The sequence below is a fragment of the Lelliottia sp. SL45 genome, from assembly GCF_026672535.1.
In the GTDB taxonomy this organism is placed as follows: Bacteria; Pseudomonadota; Gammaproteobacteria; order Enterobacterales; family Enterobacteriaceae; genus Enterobacter; species Enterobacter nimipressuralis.
Genome location: NZ_JAPPRH010000003.1, coordinates 1,828,083 through 1,848,987, shown reverse-complemented (window position 1 = coordinate 1,848,987; position 20,905 = coordinate 1,828,083). Strand labels below are relative to the sequence as shown.

Annotated in this window: 25 protein-coding genes; 15 read left to right on the top strand and 10 right to left on the bottom strand. The window is 56.5% G+C overall.

Features of this window, described 5'->3' with window-relative positions; all coding sequences use genetic code 11:
- Nucleotides 1-3: 3 nt before the first annotated feature.
- The 5 genes from sufC (at nucleotide 4) to ldtE (ending at nucleotide 4,759) form a co-directional block, all read left to right on the top strand.
- Nucleotides 4-750: a Fe-S cluster assembly ATPase SufC gene (gene sufC / locus OVA10_RS14985; protein ID WP_095281756.1), complete on the top strand. Its 747-nt coding sequence runs from the start codon at nucleotides 4-6 to the stop codon at nucleotides 748-750.
- Nucleotides 725-1,996, top strand: coding sequence for a Fe-S cluster assembly protein SufD (gene sufD / locus OVA10_RS14980; protein ID WP_102103531.1), 1,272 nt, complete (start codon nucleotides 725-727; stop codon nucleotides 1,994-1,996). Before sufC ends, sufD begins: the two co-directional genes overlap by 26 nt.
- Entirely contained in the window at nucleotides 1,993-3,213 is a 1,221-nt protein-coding gene (gene sufS, locus OVA10_RS14975; protein WP_181827770.1) for a cysteine desulfurase SufS, read from the top strand. Before sufD ends, sufS begins: the two co-directional genes overlap by 4 nt.
- 12 nt (nucleotides 3,214-3,225) lie before the next feature.
- The gene (sufE, locus tag OVA10_RS14970; RefSeq protein WP_100780443.1) at nucleotides 3,226-3,642 is read left to right on the top strand and encodes a cysteine desulfuration protein SufE; all 417 of its coding nucleotides are present in this window, start codon (nucleotides 3,226-3,228) and stop codon (nucleotides 3,640-3,642) included.
- A 97-nt stretch (nucleotides 3,643-3,739) separates the two neighbouring features.
- Entirely contained in the window at nucleotides 3,740-4,759 is a 1,020-nt protein-coding gene (gene ldtE, locus OVA10_RS14965) for a L,D-transpeptidase LdtE (protein ID WP_181827771.1), read from the top strand.
- A 59-nt stretch (nucleotides 4,760-4,818) separates the two neighbouring features.
- Here the strand turns inward: ldtE and OVA10_RS14960 are convergent, their stop codons facing one another.
- The 5 genes from OVA10_RS14960 to OVA10_RS14945 all read right to left on the bottom strand — a co-directional run bounded on the left by OVA10_RS14960 (nucleotide 4,819) and on the right by OVA10_RS14945 (nucleotide 9,692).
- A complete protein-coding gene (locus OVA10_RS14960; protein WP_095281761.1) occupies nucleotides 4,819-5,055 on the bottom strand; it encodes a major outer membrane lipoprotein in 237 nt (78 codons plus the stop codon).
- 308 nt (nucleotides 5,056-5,363) lie between these two features.
- The gene (gene pykF / locus OVA10_RS14955; protein ID WP_100780441.1) at nucleotides 5,364-6,785 is read right to left on the bottom strand and encodes a pyruvate kinase PykF; all 1,422 of its coding nucleotides are present in this window, start codon (nucleotides 6,783-6,785) and stop codon (nucleotides 5,364-5,366) included.
- Between the two features lie 7 nt (nucleotides 6,786-6,792).
- Entirely contained in the window at nucleotides 6,793-6,987 is a 195-nt protein-coding gene (gene ynhH / locus OVA10_RS26165) for a protein YnhH (protein ID WP_429208668.1), read from the bottom strand.
- A 176-nt stretch (nucleotides 6,988-7,163) separates the two neighbouring features.
- Nucleotides 7,164-8,309, bottom strand: a complete 1,146-nt coding sequence (locus tag OVA10_RS14950) for a trans-sulfuration enzyme family protein (RefSeq protein WP_268196900.1) — start codon at nucleotides 8,307-8,309, stop codon at nucleotides 7,164-7,166.
- Between the two features lie 12 nt (nucleotides 8,310-8,321).
- Nucleotides 8,322-9,692: a cystathionine beta-synthase gene (locus tag OVA10_RS14945; RefSeq protein ID WP_268196241.1), complete on the bottom strand. Its 1,371-nt coding sequence runs from the start codon at nucleotides 9,690-9,692 to the stop codon at nucleotides 8,322-8,324.
- Between the two features lie 399 nt (nucleotides 9,693-10,091).
- Here OVA10_RS14945 and OVA10_RS14940 point away from each other — a divergent pair, with 399 nt between their 5' ends.
- From OVA10_RS14940 to fumD, 4 genes are all read left to right on the top strand, one after another.
- A complete protein-coding gene (locus tag OVA10_RS14940; protein ID WP_268196240.1) occupies nucleotides 10,092-11,114 on the top strand; it encodes a methionine ABC transporter ATP-binding protein in 1,023 nt (340 codons plus the stop codon).
- Nucleotides 11,107-11,775 carry a methionine ABC transporter permease gene (locus OVA10_RS14935; RefSeq protein WP_181827773.1) on the top strand — a complete coding sequence of 223 codons (669 nt, stop codon included), beginning with the start codon at nucleotides 11,107-11,109 and terminating at the stop codon, nucleotides 11,773-11,775. The genes OVA10_RS14940 and OVA10_RS14935 overlap by 8 nt, the downstream gene beginning before the upstream one ends.
- Before the next feature lie 20 nt (nucleotides 11,776-11,795).
- On the top strand, nucleotides 11,796-12,608 hold the full coding sequence (locus OVA10_RS14930) for a MetQ/NlpA family ABC transporter substrate-binding protein (protein ID WP_006174916.1): 813 nt from the start codon (nucleotides 11,796-11,798) through the stop codon (nucleotides 12,606-12,608).
- A 104-nt stretch (nucleotides 12,609-12,712) separates the two neighbouring features.
- Complete coding sequence (gene fumD / locus OVA10_RS14925; protein WP_014069945.1) at nucleotides 12,713-12,922, top strand: fumarate hydratase FumD; 210 nt, start codon at nucleotides 12,713-12,715, stop codon at nucleotides 12,920-12,922.
- On the opposite strand, the gene OVA10_RS14920 is transcribed toward fumD, so the two are convergent.
- The 4 genes from OVA10_RS14920 to OVA10_RS14905 are packed head-to-tail and all read right to left on the bottom strand — an operon-like array spanning nucleotide 12,903 to nucleotide 16,006.
- The gene (locus tag OVA10_RS14920) at nucleotides 12,903-13,589 is read right to left on the bottom strand and encodes an amino acid ABC transporter permease (RefSeq protein ID WP_268196239.1); all 687 of its coding nucleotides are present in this window, start codon (nucleotides 13,587-13,589) and stop codon (nucleotides 12,903-12,905) included. The genes fumD and OVA10_RS14920 overlap by 20 nt on opposite strands.
- Nucleotides 13,586-14,359 (bottom strand): amino acid ABC transporter permease, encoded by a 774-nt coding sequence (locus tag OVA10_RS14915; RefSeq protein WP_248860077.1) that lies wholly within the window; start codon nucleotides 14,357-14,359, stop codon nucleotides 13,586-13,588. The genes OVA10_RS14920 and OVA10_RS14915 overlap by 4 nt, the downstream gene beginning before the upstream one ends.
- Nucleotides 14,359-15,174 (bottom strand): amino acid ABC transporter ATP-binding protein, encoded by an 816-nt coding sequence (locus tag OVA10_RS14910; protein ID WP_268196238.1) that lies wholly within the window; start codon nucleotides 15,172-15,174, stop codon nucleotides 14,359-14,361. Before OVA10_RS14910 ends, OVA10_RS14915 begins: the two co-directional genes overlap by 1 nt.
- A 1-nt stretch (nucleotide 15,175) precedes the next feature.
- Nucleotides 15,176-16,006 (bottom strand): ABC transporter substrate-binding protein, encoded by an 831-nt coding sequence (locus OVA10_RS14905; protein ID WP_107703714.1) that lies wholly within the window; start codon nucleotides 16,004-16,006, stop codon nucleotides 15,176-15,178.
- 244 nt (nucleotides 16,007-16,250) lie between these two features.
- Here OVA10_RS14905 and OVA10_RS14900 point away from each other — a divergent pair, with 244 nt between their 5' ends.
- The 4 genes from OVA10_RS14900 (at nucleotide 16,251) to OVA10_RS14885 (ending at nucleotide 19,046) form a co-directional block, all read left to right on the top strand.
- Nucleotides 16,251-16,415, top strand: coding sequence for a hypothetical protein (locus OVA10_RS14900; RefSeq protein ID WP_268196237.1), 165 nt, complete (start codon nucleotides 16,251-16,253; stop codon nucleotides 16,413-16,415).
- Nucleotides 16,416-16,545: 130 nt separating this feature from the next.
- Nucleotides 16,546-17,874, top strand: a complete 1,329-nt coding sequence (locus tag OVA10_RS14895) for a sensor histidine kinase (RefSeq protein WP_142503438.1) — start codon at nucleotides 16,546-16,548, stop codon at nucleotides 17,872-17,874.
- Nucleotides 17,867-18,478 (top strand): response regulator transcription factor, encoded by a 612-nt coding sequence (locus tag OVA10_RS14890; protein ID WP_268196236.1) that lies wholly within the window; start codon nucleotides 17,867-17,869, stop codon nucleotides 18,476-18,478. Before OVA10_RS14895 ends, OVA10_RS14890 begins: the two co-directional genes overlap by 8 nt.
- 88 nt (nucleotides 18,479-18,566) lie before the next feature.
- Entirely contained in the window at nucleotides 18,567-19,046 is a 480-nt protein-coding gene (locus OVA10_RS14885; protein ID WP_100780431.1) for a GlcG/HbpS family heme-binding protein, read from the top strand.
- Nucleotides 19,047-19,112: 66 nt separating this feature from the next.
- Here the strand turns inward: OVA10_RS14885 and OVA10_RS14880 are convergent, their stop codons facing one another.
- Nucleotides 19,113-19,253, bottom strand: a complete 141-nt coding sequence (locus OVA10_RS14880; protein ID WP_268196235.1) for a hypothetical protein — start codon at nucleotides 19,251-19,253, stop codon at nucleotides 19,113-19,115.
- Nucleotides 19,254-19,379: 126 nt separating this feature from the next.
- On the opposite strand from OVA10_RS14880, the gene OVA10_RS14875 reads away from it, so the two are divergent.
- The gene (locus OVA10_RS14875; protein ID WP_268196234.1) at nucleotides 19,380-20,171 is read left to right on the top strand and encodes an MBL fold metallo-hydrolase; all 792 of its coding nucleotides are present in this window, start codon (nucleotides 19,380-19,382) and stop codon (nucleotides 20,169-20,171) included.
- Between the two features lie 72 nt (nucleotides 20,172-20,243).
- The gene (locus tag OVA10_RS14870) at nucleotides 20,244-20,879 is read left to right on the top strand and encodes a carbonic anhydrase (RefSeq protein WP_100780429.1); all 636 of its coding nucleotides are present in this window, start codon (nucleotides 20,244-20,246) and stop codon (nucleotides 20,877-20,879) included.
- The last annotated feature ends 26 nt before the right edge of the window (nucleotides 20,880-20,905 follow it).

Genomic DNA, 20,905 nt, shown 5'->3' with positions numbered 1-20,905 from the left:
AACATGTTAAGCATTAAAGATTTACAGGTCAGTGTGGAAGATAAAGCGATCCTGCGTGGGCTGAATATTGACGTCCGTCCGGGTGAAGTGCACGCCATTATGGGGCCAAACGGCTCCGGGAAAAGTACGCTCTCCGCGACGCTGGCCGGGCGTGAAGATTATGAAGTGGTCGGCGGGTCCGTCGAGTTTAAGGGCAAAGATCTGCTGGAACTCTCCCCGGAAGATCGCGCCGGTGAAGGCATCTTTATGGCCTTCCAGTATCCGGTCGAAATCCCGGGCGTCAGCAACCAGTTCTTCCTGCAAACCTCCCTCAACGCGGTGCGCAAATACCGTGGAGAAGAGGAGCTGGACCGCTTTGACTTCCAGGATCTGATGGAAGAGAAGATCAAACTGCTGAAAATGCCGGAAGATTTGCTGACCCGTTCTGTGAACGTCGGCTTCTCCGGTGGCGAGAAAAAACGTAACGATATCTTGCAGATGGCGGTGCTGGAGCCGGAGCTGTGTATTCTGGATGAAACGGACTCCGGTCTGGACATTGATGCGCTGAAAATTGTTGCTGACGGCGTGAACTCCCTGCGCGACGGCAAACGTTCGTTCATTATCGTCACCCACTATCAGCGCATTCTTGACTATATCAAACCGGATTACGTCCACGTGCTGTATCAGGGCCGCATCGTTAAATCCGGCGATTTTACTCTGGTCAAACAACTGGAGGAGCAGGGCTATGGCTGGCTTACCGAACAGCAGTAACGCACTGCAGCAGTGGCATCGCCTGTTTGAAACCCAGGGCGAAACGCGATCTGAACAGGCGCAACAGCACCTGCAGCAGATGCTGCGTCTCGGTCTGCCGACGCGCAAACATGAAAACTGGAAGTACACGCCGCTGGACGGCTTGCTCAACAGTCAGTTTGTCACGCGTCTGGCGGATGTCACGCCAGCCCAGCGCGATGCGCTGGCGCTGAATATTGACGCCGTACGTCTGGTGTTTGTTGATGGGCGTTATAACCCGGAACTGAGCGACAGCACTGAGGGCAGCGGGTTTGACGTTGAGATCAATGACCAGCGCCAGTCTCTGCCTGCGCCGGTGCAGCCGGAAGTGTTCCTGCATCTGACCGAAAGCCTGGCGTCAGGCGTGACGCATATCCGCGTGAAGCGTAATCAGCGCCCGGCGAAACCGCTGCTGCTTTTACACATCACGCAGGGGCTGGAGGGCGAAGAGGTCAATACGGCCCACTATCGTCATCATCTTGACCTGGCTGAGGGGGCGGAAGCGACCCTTATCGAACATTACGTCAGCCTGAATGAGACCAGACACTTTACCGGCGCGCGCCTGACGATGAACGTGGCGGCCAATGCCCAGCTGCATCACATCAAGCTGGCGTTTGAAAACCCGGTGAGCCATCACTTTGCCCACAACGACATGCTGATTGGCCCGGATGCGGCGGCGTACAGCCACAGCTTCCTGCTCGGCGGGGCGGTGCTGCGCCACAACACCAGCACGCAGCTTAACGGCGAGAACACCACGTTGCGCATGAACAGCCTGGCGATGCCGGTGAAGTCGGAAGTGTGCGATACCCGTACCTGGCTTGAGCACAACAAAGGCTACTGTAACAGTCGCCAGATGCATAAAGTCATCGCCAATGACAAAGGGCGGGCGGTGTTTAACGGCCTGATTAACGTGGCGCAACACGCCATCAAAACCGACGGGCAGATGACGAACAACAATCTGCTGCTGGGCCGTCTGGCGGAAGTCGACACCAAGCCGCAGCTCGAAATTTATGCCGATGACGTCAAGTGCAGCCACGGGGCGACGGTTGGACGTATCGACGATGAACAGATGTTCTATCTGCGCTCGCGTGGTATCAACAAGCAGGCGGCGCAGAAGATGATCATCTACGCGTTCGCCGCGGAGCTGACGGAAGCGCTGCGCGATGAAACCCTGAAACAGCAGGTGCTGGCACGCATTGGTCAGCGTTTGCCAGGAGGCGAAGCATGAGTTTTCCCGTAGAGAAAGTGCGGGCGGATTTTCCCGTCCTGACCCGTGAAGTGAACGGTCTGCCGCTTGCCTATCTCGACAGCGCGGCCAGCGCGCAGAAGCCGAATCAGGTGATTGACGCCGAGGCGGAGTTTTATCGCCACGGCTATGCGGCGGTGCATCGCGGTATTCATACCCTTAGCGCCGAAGCGACGCAGCGGATGGAAAACGTGCGCACGCACCTTGCGACCTTCCTCAACGCCCGTTCACCGGAAGAGCTGGTGTTCGTGCGCGGCACCACTGAAGGCATCAACCTGGTGGCCAACAGCTGGGGCAGTGCGCAGGTGCATGCGGGTGACAACATCATCATCACCCAGATGGAGCATCACGCCAATATCGTGCCGTGGCAGATGCTCTGCGAGCGTGTGGGGGCACAACTGCGCGTGATCCCGCTCAATCAGGACGGGACGTTGCAGCTGGAGCTGCTGGATACCCTGCTCGACGACCGTACGCGGCTGGTGGCGATTACCCAGATTTCCAACGTGCTTGGCACCGAAAACCCGGTGGCCGAGATCATCGCCAAAGCGCATCAGGCCGGTGCGAAAGTGTTGGTGGATGGCGCGCAGGCGGTGATGCATCACGCTACCGACGTACAGGCGCTGGACTGCGATTTTTACGTCTTCTCCGGCCACAAACTGTATGGTCCGACCGGGATTGGCGTGCTGTACGTGAAAGAGGATATCCTGCAGGCGATGCCGCCGTGGGAAGGGGGCGGGTCGATGATCGCCACCGTCAGCCTGACGCAGGGCACGACCTACGCTAAAGCGCCGTGGCGCTTTGAGGCCGGGACGCCGAACACGGGCGGAATTATCGGACTGGGTGCGGCAGTGGAGTACGTATCAGCGATTGGGCTGGATGCGATTGCCGAGTACGAACAGACGCTGATGCGCTATGCGCTGGCGGAGCTGGCCAGCGTGCCGGATCTGACGCTCTACGGACCGGATTCGCGTAAAGGGGTCATTGCCTTTAATCTGGGTCAACATCACGCCTACGACGTGGGGAGTTTCCTGGATAACTACGGCGTGGCCGTGCGCACCGGGCACCACTGCGCGATGCCGCTGATGGCGTTTTACCAGGTCCCGGCCATGTGCCGCGCGTCGCTGGTGATGTATAACACAACGGAAGAGATCGACAGGCTGGTGACAGGACTGAAACGTATCCATCACCTGCTGGGCTAAGAGAGGCAAGACATGGCCGCGTTGCCGGACAGAGACAAACTGTTGCGTAACTTTACCCGTTGCGCCAACTGGGAAGAGAAATACCTGTACATCATCGAGCTGGGACAGCGTTTACCTGCGCTCAGCGAAGCAGCACACAGCCCGGAGAACATTATCCAGGGCTGTCAGAGCCAGGTCTGGATTGTGATGCGCCAGACCGACGACGGCGTGATTGAATTGCAGGGCGACAGCGATGCTGCCATTGTGAAAGGGCTGGTTGCCGTCGTATTTATCCTGTATCACCAGATGTCCGCTCAGGACATTGTGGCCTTTGACGTGCGCCCGTGGTTTGAAAAAATGTCGCTGGCGCAACATTTAACCCCCTCCCGATCCCAGGGGCTGGAAGCGATGATCCGCGCAATCCGCTCCAAAGCGTCCAACATTAGCTAAACTAAAAAGACTGCATTCATTCTGTTACGCGAGGTGGCTCCCACCTCGCTGGTTTTTCGGCTTTCTGGCGTTCTGTCAGTGAATAAGGAATCTCAGCATGAAGCGCGCGTCGATAATTACACTTTTACTGCTCAGCACTTTCGGTGGCCTTAATTCTGCCAGCGCGATGGATTATCCGTTGCCGCCAGCGGGCAGCCGCCTTATTGGTCAAAATCAAACCTACGCTATCCAGGAAGGGGACAAAAATTTGCAGGCGATTGCCCGTCGATTTAATACCGCGGCGCAACTGATCCTCGAAACCAATAATACGATTGCACCGGTCTATCCCGCGCCCGGGACGGTGATTACCATTCCGTCGCAAATGCTGCTGCCGGATACGCCGCGCGAGGGCATCGTGGTGAACCTGGCCGAGCTGCGGCTCTACTACTTCCCGCCGGGGGAGAATATCGTTCAGGTTTATCCTTTAGGCATTGGCCAGTTGGGGCTGGAGACGCCGGTCAGCACCACGCGCGTGAGCCAGAAAATCCCGAATCCAACCTGGACGCCTACACCGGGCATCAGAGCGCGTTCTCTGGCGCAAGGTATCAAATTGCCGCCTGTGGTCCCGGCAGGGCCTAACAACCCGCTGGGGCGCTTTGCGCTGCGTCTGGGGATAGGGAACGGGGAGTATCTGATTCATGGCACCAGCGCGCCGGACAGTGTCGGTCTGCGCGTCAGCTCCGGCTGTATGCGCATGAATGCGCCGGACATTAAAGCGTTGTTCGCTCAGGCGCGCGTGGGGACCCGCGTGCAGATTATCAACGAGCCGGTGAAGTTTTCCGTTGAACCCGATGGCAGACGCTATGTGGAAGTACATCGCCCGCTGGCTCAGGTCGAAGGGGAGAACCCGCAAACCACGCCAATCGTGCACAACGCGGGCTTTGCGTCCTTTGCGTCGCTGGAGGGTAATGACAAAGTGCTGATTGATAAAGCACTGTCGCGCCGAGCGGGTATTCCGGTTGCGGTCTCTGCGGGAAACGGCCCATCCGCCTCGGTGGCGAATCCGGTGCTGTCGGTGCAGAACAGTCGCTCATCAGACGCGGTGTCTGAAGGCGAGAAAGAGGTGGTCATGCAGTAGGGCGAATAACAGGCAAAAAAAATGGCGCACAATGTGCGCCATTTTATTAACAGGTACTATTACTTACGGTATTTAGTAGCCTGGTTGTCCAGACGCTGGTTAGCGCGTGCTGCGTCGTCTTTAGCAGCCTGAACGTCAGAACGGATTGCGTTCACGTCGTTGCTCAGCTGGTCAACTTTAGCGTTCAGAGTCTGAACGTCAGAAGACAGTTGGTCGATTTTAGCATTGCTAGAACAACCAGCCAGCATAGTAGAAGCCAGGATTACCGCGCCCAGTACCAGTTTAGTACGATTCATTATTAATACCCTCTAGATTGAGTTAATCTCCATGTAGCGTTACAAGTATTACACAAAGTTTTTTATGTTGAGAATATTTTTTTGATGGGAATACACCTATTTTTGATCGTTCGCTCAAAGAAACAACGAATCTGCCCCTTTTGCCGAAAAAGCTATGTTAAAAAAGACATTTTTCATCGGATTCATCTTAGATAAATCGCTCTTAAATAGAAAAACTCGATTTGCATTTTGAATAAACATGGCTAAAGCCATAAATAAAAAAAGCGCCCGGAGGCGCTTTTTTAGCAAATCAATTCGTTTGATAATGATTACAGGACGTGAACAGATGCCGTATTGGTCGTTCCGCTTGGTACCAGCGCACCAGAAACCATCACCACAACGTCACCTTTACGTGCCAGACCACAATCAACCAGCTGCAGAGCCACTTCTTTACCCAGACGGTAGAAATCGTCGGTAGACGCGATCTCTTTCACCAGGTGTGGGATCACGCCTTTGCTCAGAACCAGCTGACGAGCAGTGGTTTCGTTGGTGGTCAGCGCCAGGATGGTGGCGTTCGGGAAGTATTTACGCACGGCTTTAGCGGATTTACCGCCCTGGGTCGCCACCACGATCAGCGGTGCATCCAGTTTCTCAGCGGTTTCAACGGCACCACGGCAAACGGCTTCGGTGATACGCAGTTTACGGCTGTCGTTGCTGTTATCCAGACGGCTGGTCATGACGCGGTCCGTACGCTCGCAGATGGTAGCCATGATGGTCACGGCTTCCAGCGGGTATTTACCTTTTGCGGATTCGCCAGACAGCATCACGGCATCGGTACCGTCGAGGATGGCGTTCGCCACGTCACCGGCTTCTGCGCGGGTAGGGCGTGGGTTTTTGATCATAGAGTCGAGCATCTGCGTGGCAGTGATAACCACTTTACGTGCACGCACACACTTCTCGATCATCATCTTCTGCGCGAAGATCACTTCTTCAACCGGGATTTCAACGCCCAGATCGCCACGAGCAACCATGATGCCGTCAGACGCTTCGAGGATTTCGTCGAAGTTGTTCAGGCCTTCCTGGTTTTCGATTTTGGAGATGATCTGGATCTTCTCGCCGCCGTGGGCTTTCAGGTGCTCACGGATTTCGGTCACGTCGGAACGTTTACGGATAAAGGACGCTGCAACGAAATCAACGCCTTGCTCGCAACCGAAGATCAGGTCTTGTTTGTCTTTTTCAGCCAGGGCTGGCAGTGCGATGGAAACGCCTGGCAGGTTAACGCCCTTGTTCTCGCCCAGGTCGCCGTTGTTCAGCACTTTACAAACAACGTTTTTGCCTTCGATAGCGGTCACTTCCATACCGATCAGGCCGTCATCCACCAGCACGGTGTTGCCAACGGACAGGTCGGTGGTGAAACCTTCGTACGTCACAGCCACGATTTCGTTGTTACCTACAACGGATTTGTCGGTTGTGAAGGTGAAGGTCTGACCCGCTTTCAGGGAGACGTCGTTGCCGCCTTCCAGTTTGATGGTACGGATTTCCGGGCCTTTGGTATCCAGCAGGATCGCTGCTTTTTTACCGGTCTTGCTCATCACGTTGCGCAAGTTCTGAATACGTTGGCCGTGTTCAGCATAGTCGCCGTGAGAGAAGTTCAGACGCATTACGTTCATGCCGGCGTCCAGCATTTTGCTCAGCATCTCTTCAGATTCGGTTTTCGGGCCGATGGTGCAAACAATTTTCGTCTTTTTCATGACAGTCTTAGTCTTTAAGTTGGGAAGGATATGGAAATCTCGCTCCGGGGGCGCACTGCCGCAGAGTCAAACCTGTGTAGCGAAATTTTAAATGACACGCACTAAGGATAGGTGACATCAAATGAGCGTGCAGAAGAAAGTGTGCCTGAGTCTTGGCCCAACGAAGGAGAGGAGAAGTTGTACGTTGTTTTTTGTATTCCAAGCGCTGAAACCATTCACCCAGGGATTAGGCGCGCATTATACGCTGATTTTCAGATAAAAGGAAAATGGAAACGGTGTTTCAAAAAGATTCTGTGCAGTTTCACAAAAGATTGTTATCAACGCGTTAAGGCTAAACGCTATCTTGTTGCGGCAGAGGGAACGTCTGCCGCATTTCGCTTAATTTTTCAGCGCTTGTTCGAGGTCTGCGATCAGATCGTGGGTATCTTCAATCCCGACGGACAAACGAATCAGCTGCGGAACGATGCCGTTGGCTAACCGCTGCTCCAGCGGAATCGACGCATGGGTCATGCTGTAGGGCTGGCTGACCAGGCTTTCCACGCCGCCCAGGCTCTCGGCGAGGGTAAAGAGTTTCAGCTTGCGGATAATTGCGGTGGCCTGTTGCGCATCACCTTTGACGACCACGGAAATCATCCCGCCCGGCAGGGCCATCTGCGTGCGCGCCAGCTGGTAATGCGGATGAGATTCCAGCCAAGGGAACCACACTTTTTCGACCGCCGGGTGCTGCTCCAGCCATTGCGCAATCGCCAGCGCGTTGGCGCTGTGTTTTTCCACCCGCAGGGCGAGGGTACGCATGCCACGCAGGGTCAGGAAGCTGCTAAACGGGTCGAGCACGCCGCCGACGGCGTTTTGCAGATAGCCCAGCTGGTCAGCGAGTTCGCGATTGTCGCCCACCACCGCCAGGCCCGCCACCACGTCAGAGTGGCCGTTGAGATATTTCGTCGCGGAATGGACGACGATATCAAAACCCAACTCCAGCGGACGATGGATCACCGGAGAGGCAAAGGTATTATCCGCCACGCTAATGATGCGATGGCGACGCGCAATCTCTGCGATAGCCGCGAGATCCACCAGTTTCAGCAAAGGGTTAGTCGGGGTTTCCACCCAGATCATTTTGGTATCGGGGCGGATTGCCGCTTCAAGCGCCGATAAATCGCCAGGTTTCACCCAGCTCACCTGCAATCCCGTGCTGCGTTTGCGCACGTTTTCAATCAGGCGATATGTGCCGCCGTAGACATCGTCGATGGCAACGATGTGGCTGTCTTTATCCAGCAGCTCCAGCACGGTAGAGATCGCCGCCAGACCGGAGGCAAAGGCATAGCCGCGCGTTCCGCTCTCCAGCTCGGCAATCGCCGTTTCCAGCGCATGGCGCGTCGGATTACCGCTGCGGGAATACTCGTAGCCCGTATGTTCGCCGGGAGACGGTTGCGCAAATGTCGAGGTGGCGTAAATGGGCGGCATCACCGCGCCGTGCTGATCGTTAAACTCGCCGCTGTGGACGCTCAAGGTTGCCAGGTTTTTCATCATTATTGTTCCTTAGTGTTGGAGACGGTTGCGCCACACGGTGAGGACATCGCTGCGCGTTATCAGGCCCAGAAAGCGATCGCGGTCGTTAATCACGGCCACGAGACCGCGGTCAAAGATCGGTTTCAGCGCGCTCTCAGAGGCATGTTTGTCGAGCACCTCGACGTTGCGGGTCATTGCCTCGGTGACGGGCAGGGCGAAACGCTCGCCGTCCCCCGCGATATGGCTGACCAGATCCCATTCGTCGACAATGCCCACCACCTGACCGTTCTCTAAAACCGGCAGCTGAGAGATATCGTACAGCCGCATACGCGCCAGCACGGTCGCCAGGGTGTCATCCGGAGCGGCAGTAACGGTCGCGCCTTCGTCGTGACGCAGGGCGATATAATCAGAGAGATCGCCGGTTTGCGGGCGGGAGATCAGCCCCTGCTGGCGCATCCAGTCGTCGTTGAACATTTTCGACAGATACTTATTCCCGCTGTCGCAGGCAAAGGTCACCACCCGTTTCGGGATGGTTTGCGCCTGGCAATAGCGCAGCGCCGCCGCCAGCAGGGTGCCGCTGGAGGAGCCGGCCAGAATGCCTTCGGTTTTTAGCAGGTCGCGGGCGGTGGTGAAGGCTTCGCGGTCGGTGACGCGATAGGCCTGATGTACGCCTTCGATGTGCGCCAGAGGCGGAATGAAGTCTTCGCCGATCCCCTCGACCAGCCACGAACCCGCGTCATGGTGGCGGCCCGACTCCACCTGATCTGCCAGCACTGAACCCGCCGGGTCGGCCAGCACAAACTCCGTGTGCGGAGAGTGCTGCGCAAACCACGCCTGCAGCCCGCCGAGCGTACCGCCGGATCCTACGCCAACCACAATCGCGTCGATCCTGCCGTCCAGCTGTTCAAACAGCTCGGGCGCAGTAGAGGTGCTGTGCGCCAGCGGGTTGGCCTCGTTATTGAACTGGTCAATATAGAAGCTGCCAGGGATCTCCTGCGCCAGCCGCTTCGCGTAGTCCTGATAGTAGGCCGGGTGGCCTTTGTTGACGTCGGAGCGCGTCAGCACCACCTGAGCGCCCAGCGCGCGCAGATGAAAAATTTTCTCGCGGCTCATTTTGTCCGGTACCACCAGCACCAGCGCATAGCCTTTTTGCGCCGCAATCAGTGCCAGCCCCAGCCCGGTATTGCCCGCCGTAGCCTCAATAATGGTGCCGCCCGGTGCGAGCAGCCCTTTGCGCTCGGCTTCGTTGATCATCGACAGGGCCACGCGGTCCTTAATCGAGCCGCCAGGATTCTGGTTTTCGAGTTTTAAAAACAGCGAGCACAGGCCGGTATCCAGCTTGTGCAACTGGATGAGCGGCGTGCGGCCAATCAGTTCAGTCACGGAGTGATAAATCGCCATGGTCTTTTCCTTAACAGAGACATGGCTGGATGATAGGACTATGAAATTTCCTCAAGAAAGAACGTTTCACTGCCTGTTAGAACGGAAAGTAATATAAATGGCTAATTTGGCAGTTAAGACAGCAAGCCGTAAAGTGCTCTGGATGTGAGGATGGCTATATAAGGAGAAAATGCGGCAAAAATGACCGTTTTTGCGCCCCAGACGCTGCCACATATGCATTGTGCAGATAATCATTGCCGAAAATAAGCTAATCATCCTGCGCCCAGTCGCCACGCCACATATTACTCAGCGTTATAAGACATTCGATTTTGTTCATTTAAAACATCATAACGTCTGATTACTATCGTTTGGACATCCATACTGCTAAACCGCTATATGCGTAACGGATAACGAAAAATAATGATTGTTCTCAGGAATATTTCGAAGGTTTTTGACAACGGAAAAGTGGCACTTACCGCCGTTGATAACGTCAATTTGACGATTGAACAGGGGCAGATTTACGGGATTATCGGCTACAGCGGCGCCGGAAAAAGTACGCTGATTCGCCTGCTGAACGGACTGGAAAAGCCGACCTCGGGCAGCGTGACCATCAGCGGCCAGGAGATCTCTTCGGCCAAAGGCGAAGCACTGCGCCAGGCGCGCCTGAAAATTAGCATGGTGTTCCAGCACTTCAACCTGCTCTGGTCGCGTACGGTCAGGGAGAATATCGCCTTCTCAATGCAAATCGCGGGCGTGCCGAAAGCCAAAATTAACGCCCGCGTTGCAGAGCTGGTGGATCTGGTGGGGCTGAAAGGCCGCGAGAATGCTTATCCGTCGCAGCTCAGCGGCGGGCAGAAACAGCGCGTGGGCATTGCCCGTGCGCTGGCAAATAACCCGGACGTACTGCTGTGCGATGAAGCGACCTCTGCCCTCGACCCGCAAACGACGGATCAGATCCTCGATCTGCTGCTCGATATTAACCGTCGTTTTAATCTCACCATCGTGCTGATCACCCACGAAATGCATGTGGTGCGCAAAATCTGCGACCGCGTGGCGGTGATGGAAAACGGCAAAGTCGTGGAAGAGGGCGATGTCCTCGGCGTTTTCACCTATCCGCAAAAACCGATCACACAGCAGTTTGTGCGCCAGGTGAGCCAGTACACCGAAGAAGAGGCTTTTAATCCGGAGCTGGCGAACGAGCTGGAAGGCACGGTGATCCGCCTGACCTTCACCGGGCACAGCACCCACAAGCCAATTGTCGGGGAGCTGACCCTGCGTTACGGCCTGCCGTTTAACATTCTACACGGCAAAATGACGCAAACGGCACACGGCGTTTTCGGCCAATTATGGGTGCACGTCGTCGCATCCGAAGAGCAACTGAACAATATCCTCGCCGACCTGAAGCACAGCGATATTGATGGCGAGGTAATTAAACATGGCTGAGACGCTTTTTCCGCACCTGAAATGGGACCAGCTATGGGCCGCCACCCTGGAAACGCTCTACATGACGGCGATCTCCGGCGTCGCGACCTTTGTGTTGGGGATTGTCCTGGGGCTGGCGCTGTTCCTGACGGCGCGCGGCGGATTGTTCCACAACCGCACCGTCTACAGCGTCATCTCGATTGTGGTGAACGTTTTCCGCTCGATTCCGTTCATCATTTTGATTGTCCTGCTGATCCCGTTCACCAAGACCATCGTCGGGACGATTCTCGGGGCCAATGCCGCGCTCCCGGCGCTGATTGTCGGCGCGGCACCGTTTTATGCGCGTCTGGTGGAGATCGCCCTGCGCGAAGTGGACAAAGGGGTCATTGAGGCGACGCGTTCGATGGGCGCACGTCTGAGCACCTTAATTCTTCGGGTTTTACTGCCGGAATCATCACCTGCACTGGTCTCAGGCATTACGGTGACGCTGATTGCACTGGTGAGCTACAGCGCAATGGCGGGGGTGATTGGCGCCGGTGGTTTGGGAAATTTGGCTTATCTGGAAGGATTCCAGCGCAACCACGGTGATGTCACGCTGGTGGCAACGGTGACTATTTTGATCATCGTTTTCATTATCCAGTTCTGCGGCGACGTCATTACTTCACTGTTAGATAAACGATAAAACACACAGGAAACCACATCATGAAAAAGACACTGACACTGATTGCCGCCGCAACCCTGAGCGCCCTGAGCTTTGCCTCCTGGGCGGATACACTGACCGTAGGGGCGTCCAACACCCCGCATGCTGAAATTCTGGAGCAGGCGAAGCCGATTCTGGCGAAACAGGGTATCGATTTGGAGATCAAACCTTTCCAGGACTACATCCTGCCCAACACCGCGCTGGCAGGCCGTGATATCGACGCAAACTACTTCCAGCACATTCCTTACCTGAACAGCGTGCTGAAAGATCATGCGGGCGACAAAGATTATGATTTCGTCAGTGCCGGTGCGATTCACATCGAGCCGATTGGTATCTACTCCAAAAAATACAAATCCCTGAAAGATCTGCCGGAAGGCGGCAAAATCATCATGCGTGATGCGGTCTCCGAAGAGGGGCGTATTCTCTCAATCTTCGAGAAAGAGGGCGTGATCAAACTGAAGCCAGGCATCGATAAAGTGACCGCGCGCATCAGCGACATCGTCGAAAACCCGAAAAAACTGCAGTTCACGCCGAACGTCGAAGCCTCTCTGCTGCCGCAGATGTATAACAACGACGAAGGCGCGGCGGTCGTGATTAACGCCAACTACGCCATTGATGCAGGTCTGGACCCGGTTCACGACCCGATCGCGGTCGAGAGCGGTGAGAACAACCCGTATGCGAATATCATCACCGTACATCGCGGCGACGAGAAGAAGAAAGATATCGTGGCGCTGGTGGACGTGCTGCACTCCAAAGAGATTCAGGACTGGATCCGCACCAAATACAAAGGCGCTGTGATCCCGGTAAACAACTAATCCCTGGATATAAGACCCAGGCCCGGCGAGCGATCGCCGGGCTTTTTTTGTATCCATTCTGTTAATCATTTAAGCTGCTCCTTTAAAGCAATGGAGTGGTAGCAATGGGCAATGTGACCAAAGACGACGCGCTTTATCAGGAAATGTGCCGGGTAGTGGGGAAGGTCGTTCTTGAGATGCGGGATTTAGGGCAGGAGCCTAAGCATATCGTCATTGCGGGCGTGCTGCGTACCGCGCTGGCGAACCAGCGCGTGAAACGCAGTGAACTGACAACGCAAGCGATGGAAACGGTGGTTAAAGCGCTGGCGGGGTGAAACGCCAGCGTTTAGCGATCTGCTCAAGCGAGCAGCAGAGCAGGTAATAGACCACGCCGGTAAAGATAAAAATGGCCGCCGGGTAAATCTGCACCCGGTTGTTCACCTGGCCGGCAACGGTGGTCAGTTCCGGCACGTTGACAATAAAAGCCAGCGACGTGTCTTTCAGCAGACTGATAAATATCCCCAACAGAGACGGCAGTATATTGCGCAACACCTGCGGCAGCAGGATCAGCCACAGCGTCTGCTGCGTACCAAATCCCTGCGTCAACGCCGCCCCAAATTGCCCGTCCGGCAATGCCCTCAACCCGGCCAGCACGGAGTGCATCACGGCGGCCGCAGTAAACCACGCCAGCGCCAGGGTTACGGTCAACGCGCCGGGGAGATCGCCTCCCGTTAAAAGCGGCAGTAAATACCACATCCAGAAAATCACGAAGATCAGCGGGATACCGCGAATCAGCTCGGCCCACAAAAACAGCGTGTTGCGCACGAGGCCCGGAAACCGCCAGGCGAGCGCCGCGAGTGCAATGCCGCCCGGCAGCGCCAGCACCGCGGCTCCCAGCGCCATCAGCAGCGTCAGCAACACCCCGCCAGGTTGACCGGCGGACATCCGTCCCCAGAGCAGATAATCCAGGTTATCGATAATGACATTCAGCCCGGCGATCATGCGTGTTCCCTCCCGGCGTTGATAGCCGCATGACGCGCACGCGGGCGGCGTTTAGTGGACGGCCCAAGCCTCACCAGCAGCAGCCCCAGCAACACGCCCGTCAGCAGATACAGCACGGTGCCGACGGTAAAAGCTTCCAGCGCGTGGGCGTTATAGCTCTCAATCTGGCGCACCTGATAGGTCAGCTCGGCAAAGCCGATGCCGCTGGCAAGAGAGGAGAGTTTCATTAAGTTCAAATACTGCCCGACCACCGGCTGCCAGGCGTTTGCCAGCCCCTGAGGCAGCAGGATGTAGCGGAACAGTCGCCAGGAGGAGAACCCCTGCGCCAGCGCCGCCTGTCGCTGCCCCGATGGTACCGCCTGCAATCCCGAGGCGATCTCCTCGATTAAGAACGCGGAGGTAAACACGCCCAGCCCCCACGCGGAACAGAGAAATTCCGGTGTAAACCACCAGACGTCCCCGGGCAGAATCGACCAGCTGTGATCGGCGTTGATGAAACTGCGAAGTGCCTGCGGCAGCCCGTTCCAGGCCGCGAAATACCAGAACAATAGCTGCACCAGTAACGGCGTGTTGCGAAACAGAGAGACCCACGCCGCCACGAGAGCGTTTCCCGTTTTCCCGCCTGCCAGACGGAGAAGCAAAAGCAGAATGGCGAAGACGCTGGCGATGATCATCCCCGCGAGCGTCACCCACAGGGTGGTCAGAAAACCGGATAACATCCACTGCAAGGGCTGTCCGGTCAGTACCCCTTGCCAGTCGAGGGCGGGCATCAGGATGGCTCCTGATGCAGCGGGTTCAGCACCTTTTGCAGGAACTGTCGGGCGCGAGGATGGTCTGGATGACGGAAAAACTGCTCCGGCGGGGCGGTCTCCAGAATCTGTCCGCCGTCAATGAACACCACCCGGTCGGCGATTTCGCGGGCAAACTGCATCTCGTGCGTCACCACAATCATCGTAATCCCGCTGTGGGCGAGAGCCTTCATCACCTGCAGGACCTCACCAATCATCTCCGGGTCAAGGGCCGATGTTGGCTCATCGAACAGGATAATTTGCGGCGATGAGGCCAGCGCTCTGGCAATGGCCACGCGCTGCTGCTGCCCGCCGGAAAGCTCGGCCGGGTAGTGGCTGGCTTTCTCCACCATCCCAACTTTCTCCAGCAGCGTCAGGGCACGCTCCTGCGCCTGCGGCGCTTTCCAGCCGTGAACATGCTCGAGCGCCAGACTGATGTTCTGGCTGGCGGTCAGATGGGCGTAAAGGTTAAATTGCTGGAACACAAATCCCACCCGGCTGCGAAGCTGGCGCAGGGCGGGGCCGGTCAGCTTGCGGGTAGGTTTGTCGTCAATCAGGATCTCGCCGCCGTTGAGGGACTCCAGCTGATTGATGAGGCGAATCAGCGTTGACTTACCGGAACCGGACGGCCCCAGAATCGCCACCACTTCCCCCGGATCAATGCGAAGTGAAATGCCTTTCAGCACCTGATGATCGCCGTAGCGTTTGACCACATCGCGGAACTCAACGCTTGCCTGCTCCAGATGTGAAAAATCCGCGGCACGGGCCGCGGAGCGTGAAAAAAGCGCTGAGAGCATATTACTGGGCTTCTATTTTAAAGGCGCGAGGCTGAGGTGAGGCGGTTTGTGGGCCAAACCAGACGTCATAAATTTTGGCGGCGTCGCCGGTTTTCTCAAGATTTACCAGCTCGTCATTCACCACGTTCAACAGCGCGGTTTCGCCTTTCTTCACCCCCACGCCGATCTCCTCTTTACTGAGCAAATCCGGCAGGATTTTAAAATCGGCTTTATCCGGTGCCTGAGCCAGTAAACCGGCCAGAATGGTACTGTCCTGGGTAATCGCCTGCACGTTACCGTTGCGCAGGGCGGTTAACGCCAGCGGAATATCGTCGTAAGAGAGCACGCGGGATTGCGGGAAACGCTGGTGCAGCGCCTGCTCGCCGGTGGTGCCTTTCACCGCGCCGATGCGCGCTTTGCTGTAATCATCCAGTTTATCCGCCGATTTTGCCGGAACCAGGAACTGCTGACCGGTCACGAAATAGGGCGTGGAGAAATCAATCACCTGAGCACGTTCCGGAGTGATGGTGATGTCGGCGACGATCAGATCGGCTTTCCCCGACTGCAGCAGTGGAATGCGGTTCGCCGGATTCGTGGCGACCAGCTCCAGTTTCACGCCAAGTTTTTTGGCCAGCGCTTTGGCGAAATCGACGTCATAGCCAACGATATCGTGTGTTTTGGCATCGATGGAGCCGAACGGCGGGTTGGCATCAAACGTGGCGACTTTCACCACGCCAGCGGCTTTGATATCCGCCAGCTGATCGGCCTGCGCCTGGGTCGATAAAAGGCCGCCTGTGGTCAGTAAACCGAGCGCCAGTGCGAGTGTGTGATAGTGCTTTTTATGTGTAGCCATAGTTCCCTCAAGTATCCCGTTGTTTTTGTTTTGTCCGGATACGCTCCCATAAGCGTTATCTATCGCCAAATAAGAAAATGTTCTTTGCTATATGCAAAAAGGTATTAGTGAACAGCGTGTTACGGGTAAGTGACGAGAGGCGATGTATTTGCGAATTCTGAAAATAGTCAGCTGATATTGGTATTTCCGTTAAGTCCAGTTTGGGGGTTAACTGAGTTCAGACGCCATCGAGAGGAGTGGGACCATGCAAAACTGGCTGAATACGTTACGGCGGTTTTTTGTCGCCAACTCAGAGACGGAGAACAGCGCGCAACGTGTTATTGAATCGGTGCTGCCGATCGCCAGTCTGTACGGCGTCGACGTCGCCAACATCGACCCGGAGTGGTTCCATGACAAAACACCACGCTGAGCTGCGCCACACGCGCATGACCTACTGGAACGAGCTGTGCAGCCGATACCTGAACGTATCGGCTTTTTTTTGTTCTTAATCCGTCAACCTGCTAAGGTCTAAGGCAAAAATCACCTCGCCTGAAGACTGAATGAACAGCCAAAAATTGATCCGGCGTGCCCTGGTGGTGTGGATAATTGTCTGCCTGCTGAGCAGCGTCCTGCTGTATGCCGAACAGATCCGCCGCCAGTTCTGGGAGCGCGATCGTGAATTTACCGCGCTCTTTTCCGCCATCAGCGCGGTGCTGACGCAAAACGAATCTGTTTTGCCCCTGCTCAATGGCGATGAAGATCTGACGGCGCTGCGCAAAAAATTCCCCCACATTCTGGCTCTGGAAAAAACAGCGGGCCGTGCGCTGGATGCTGCTCGCGTTGAGCCGCTCCGTGACGACCAGTACTGGCTGTACAATCCGTGGCGGCAGATCCGGGTGCGGATCGATCTGCGTCCGCTGCTCGCCGCCACGCACCGTTTTTCCCATCTCTCTATCAGCCTGTCAGCAGCCGATGCGCATCCCTCATCGACGGCGTTCTGGCACTGGCAACGGGCATTCCCTCAGCATACGCAGCCCTTTACCCTGACGGCGGATGCTGAACCGCACTGGCTGCAAATCTCCTGGGCGCTGTTCCCGCTGCTGTTTGTCGGCTGGGCGGCCATCGTTGCGGCGGGGAGCGGTGTGCTCTGGCAACGCTTGCAGCGGCAAAACGCCGAGCAGCGAGCCTGGTATTATCAGCACGCGCGGCTGAATACGCTCGGCGAGATCACCGCCGGCATTGTGCATGAAATCAACCAGCCGCTGACGGCGGCGCAGACCTGGATTCAGGGGGCGCAGCGACAGCTGGCGCAGGAGAATCCGCAGGCGGTGGCCCATGCGCTCGGCGCGGCGCTGATTCAGACTCAGCGCATCGGCGAACTGCTGGCGCGCTTTCGTGAACACGTGGTGCAGGAAAAAGTCACGCCGAGCGAGATAGATTTAGCCCAGTGCTGGCAGCATGTGGTGAATTTGCTGGAGCATGAGCGCAAATCGGAGCACATCACCGTCAGCCACGCTTTCCCGTCCGACGCCGCCACCGTGCTGGCCGACAGGCTGTGGCTGGAGCAGGTGTTACACAATCTGCTCAGCAATGCGATTCAGGCCCAGCAGGAGAACGCGCGCGGCTGGGTACACATCACCAGCCAGCGTAAAAACAGGGTCATCGAAATTATCATGACCGACGGCGGGCCAGGGTTCAGCCTGGAGGCGCTGGAGAAGGCGTTTATGCCGTTCTACAGCGGCAGAGAAAAGGGGATTGGTCTCGGGATGACGCTCACGGAATCGCTAATGATGCGCATGAATGGCACGATTGCGCTCGCTAACACACCAGAGGGCGGGGCGCAGATCGTGTTGCAACTGGAACCGGGTAACGGAGCCGCACATGGGTAATGTGGTCTATTTGATTGATGACGACGCCGCCATCAGAGAGTCAATGGCCTTTCTTCTCTCGGGCATGCACTGGGAGGTGAAAACCTTTGCCAGCATCGAGGCGTTCACCGAAAGGTATAGCAGCGACCGGGCGCTCGCGGGCTGTCTGCTGCTGGATATGCGCATGCCGGGCAAAGGTGGGCTGACCTGGCTCGAAGAGGCGGCGTGGCCGTGGCCGCTGCTGCCGGTGATCGTCATGACCGGGCACGGCACCGTTGATGCCTGCCGTCGGGCGTTTCATCAAGGGGTTTTCGAGTTTTTCACCAAGCCGCTCGATGCCGATAAGCTTATCGAAACCCTCGCTCGCGCGTTTGAGGAGAGCCAGCGCCGCACGACCCACTGGCAGGAGGTAAAGCGAGTGAAAGCGCTGTTTGAACAATTGACGGCGCGGGAGCACGAAGTGCTTTGCGAACTGATGGAGGGGCGCAGCAATAAAGAGGTGGCGGCGCGCCTGAATTTATCACCCAGAACCGTTGAAGCGCACCGCGCGGCACTGTTTGTCAAGCTCGGCGTGAGCAGTCTGGTGCAGGCCATCCGTGAGTACGACAAATTGCAATCCGTATAACTACCAGGTGGGCTGCGTAATCAACCGAATACCGCTTAACCGCGCATCCCGATAGCATCGCTGTGTCTCCCACATTCGAGGAATTGCGATGAAAACGTTAATGACGGTAGCCGCGCTGGTGGCAGGAATGATGTCGGTATCCGCGCAGGCAGAAACCCTGGCGCAGAAAAATATCTCCCTGACCCAGGCGAATGCCCTGGCGAGCGCGGCGATTCAGGCCTGTAGCGCCAAAAATTACCAGGTCAGCGTGACGGTAGTGGATCGTGCGGGCGTGGTGAAAGCCGTGCAGCGCACCGATAACGCCGGTCCGCATACGGTAAAAGCCAGTGAGATGAAGGCGTTTACCGCGCTCAGCACCAAAAATGCCTCCGGCAAGGTGATGGAAGCCGCACAAAGCAACGCGGGCGCACAGAATATGCGTGACGTTCCAGGTTTCTTATTGCTGGCAGGTGGTTTGCCGGTGAAAGAGGGCGACGAGGTAATTGGTGCAATCGGTATCGGCGGTGCGCCGGGCGGTCAGTTAGATGAAGCCTGTGCACAGCAGGCGCTGGACAGTGTGAAAAAGTAACAAACGCTCTACGGTGTAGACGTTAAAAAAGCCGGGTAGGGCGAAGCCGCCACCCGGCGTTGACGGTCAGATCTTGCAGGCATCGCCGCAATCATCGTCGGCAACAACCGCCTGCGCTCTATTGTCTGCATCTTCCAGACGTTCCGCGTTGCGCTCTTGCGCCTCTTCCAGACCGTTAAACACCAGATTATCGAGATCAATTTCCATTATGCACCTGCTGAGTTCAGTTTTGCTGTTGGCAGAGTATAGGATAAAAAAGTCGGTGAAAGTACCTCACCGCACGTAACGCCAATCCCTGCCATACTCTTTCTCTGACGGCTGAGAGGAGGGGAAATGATCACACTGTGCAAAACCTGCGGGACATCCTATGACACCACCACGGGCGCCGTGGAGCGCTGCGCGATTTGTGAAGATGAGCGCCAGTATGTTCCCGTTGGCGGGCAACAGTGGGTGGATTTTGACACCGTTGTCACCAGCCACACCAACAAATGGCAGCAGCTTGAGCCAGGCCTGCTAAGCCTTAAAACCGTACCCAAATTTGCCATCAACCAGCGTGCGATCCTGCTGACCACACCGCACGGCAATATCCTGTGGGATTGCATCGCCACGCTGGACCCTGCCACCCGCGCGCTGATTAACGCGTTGGGCGGGCTGCACGCCATTGCGATCTCCCATCCCCATTACTACACCACCATGCAGGACTGGGCGGCGGCGTTTGACGCGCCGGTTTATCTCCATGCCAGCGACCGGAAATGGGTGATGCGCGACAGCCCGGCGCTGCGCTTCTGGGAGGGGGAAACTCAGGATCTGCTACCTGGTATCCGGCTGCTGCGTCTGGGCGGCCATTTTGCGGGCGGAACGGTGCTGCACTGGGATTGCGGTAGCGGCGTCCTGCTCGCCGGGGATATTTTACAGGTGACGCCCGGCGCGGACCGGGTGTCGTTTATGTGGAGTTACCCGAATATGCTTCCTCTGCCGGGGGCGGCGGTCAGTGCGATAACCGACCGACTGCGGGAGGCCCCGTTCCAGCGGCTCTACGGCGCCTTTGAAGGACAAAACATCACCGAAAACGCACACGACATCGTCATGCAATCAGGGCAGAAATATATTTCTTGTATGAAGTAAAGCGCGGTGGGTAAACTTCACAAGCGTGATCGCGATCATGCCTAAACTAAAACAGATAAAAGAGACATTGCTATGCAACATATCATTGAAGGTTTTCTCAGCTTTCAAAAAGAGATTTTCCCGCAACGTAAAGAACTCTTCCGCAGTTTAGCGTCCAGCCAGAATCCCAAAGCGCTTTTTATCTCCTGCTCAGACAGCCGTCTGGTCCCCGAACTGGTGACGCAGCAGGAACCTGGACAGCTCTTTGTCATTCGAAATGCTGGCAACATTGTGCCGCCGTTTGGCCCTGAGCCAGGCGGTGTCTCTGCGACGATTGAGTATGCGGTGGTAGCGCTGGGCGTGACCGATATTGTGATTTGCGGCCACTCCAACTGCGGTGCGATGAAGGCGATTGCCGACAATGCGAATCTGGACCCGATGCCGGCGGTGTCCCACTGGCTGCGCTATTCCGATGCGGCCAAAGCCGTGGTGGAAAAGAAAACCTGGGCCACGCCGACTGATAAAGTGAATGGCATGGTGCAGGAGAACGTCTTTGCCCAGTTGAGCAACATCAAAACCCATCCATCGGTGGCAGTGGGGCTGCGCAATAACGCCATCCGCCTGCACGGCTGGGTGTATGACATCGAAAGCGGCGAGATCCTCGCGCTGGATAAAGAGAGCAAAACCTTTATCTCCCTGTCTGACAATCCTCAGGTCTACTTCGAATAACGCTTTCAGGGCGGGACAGACCCGCC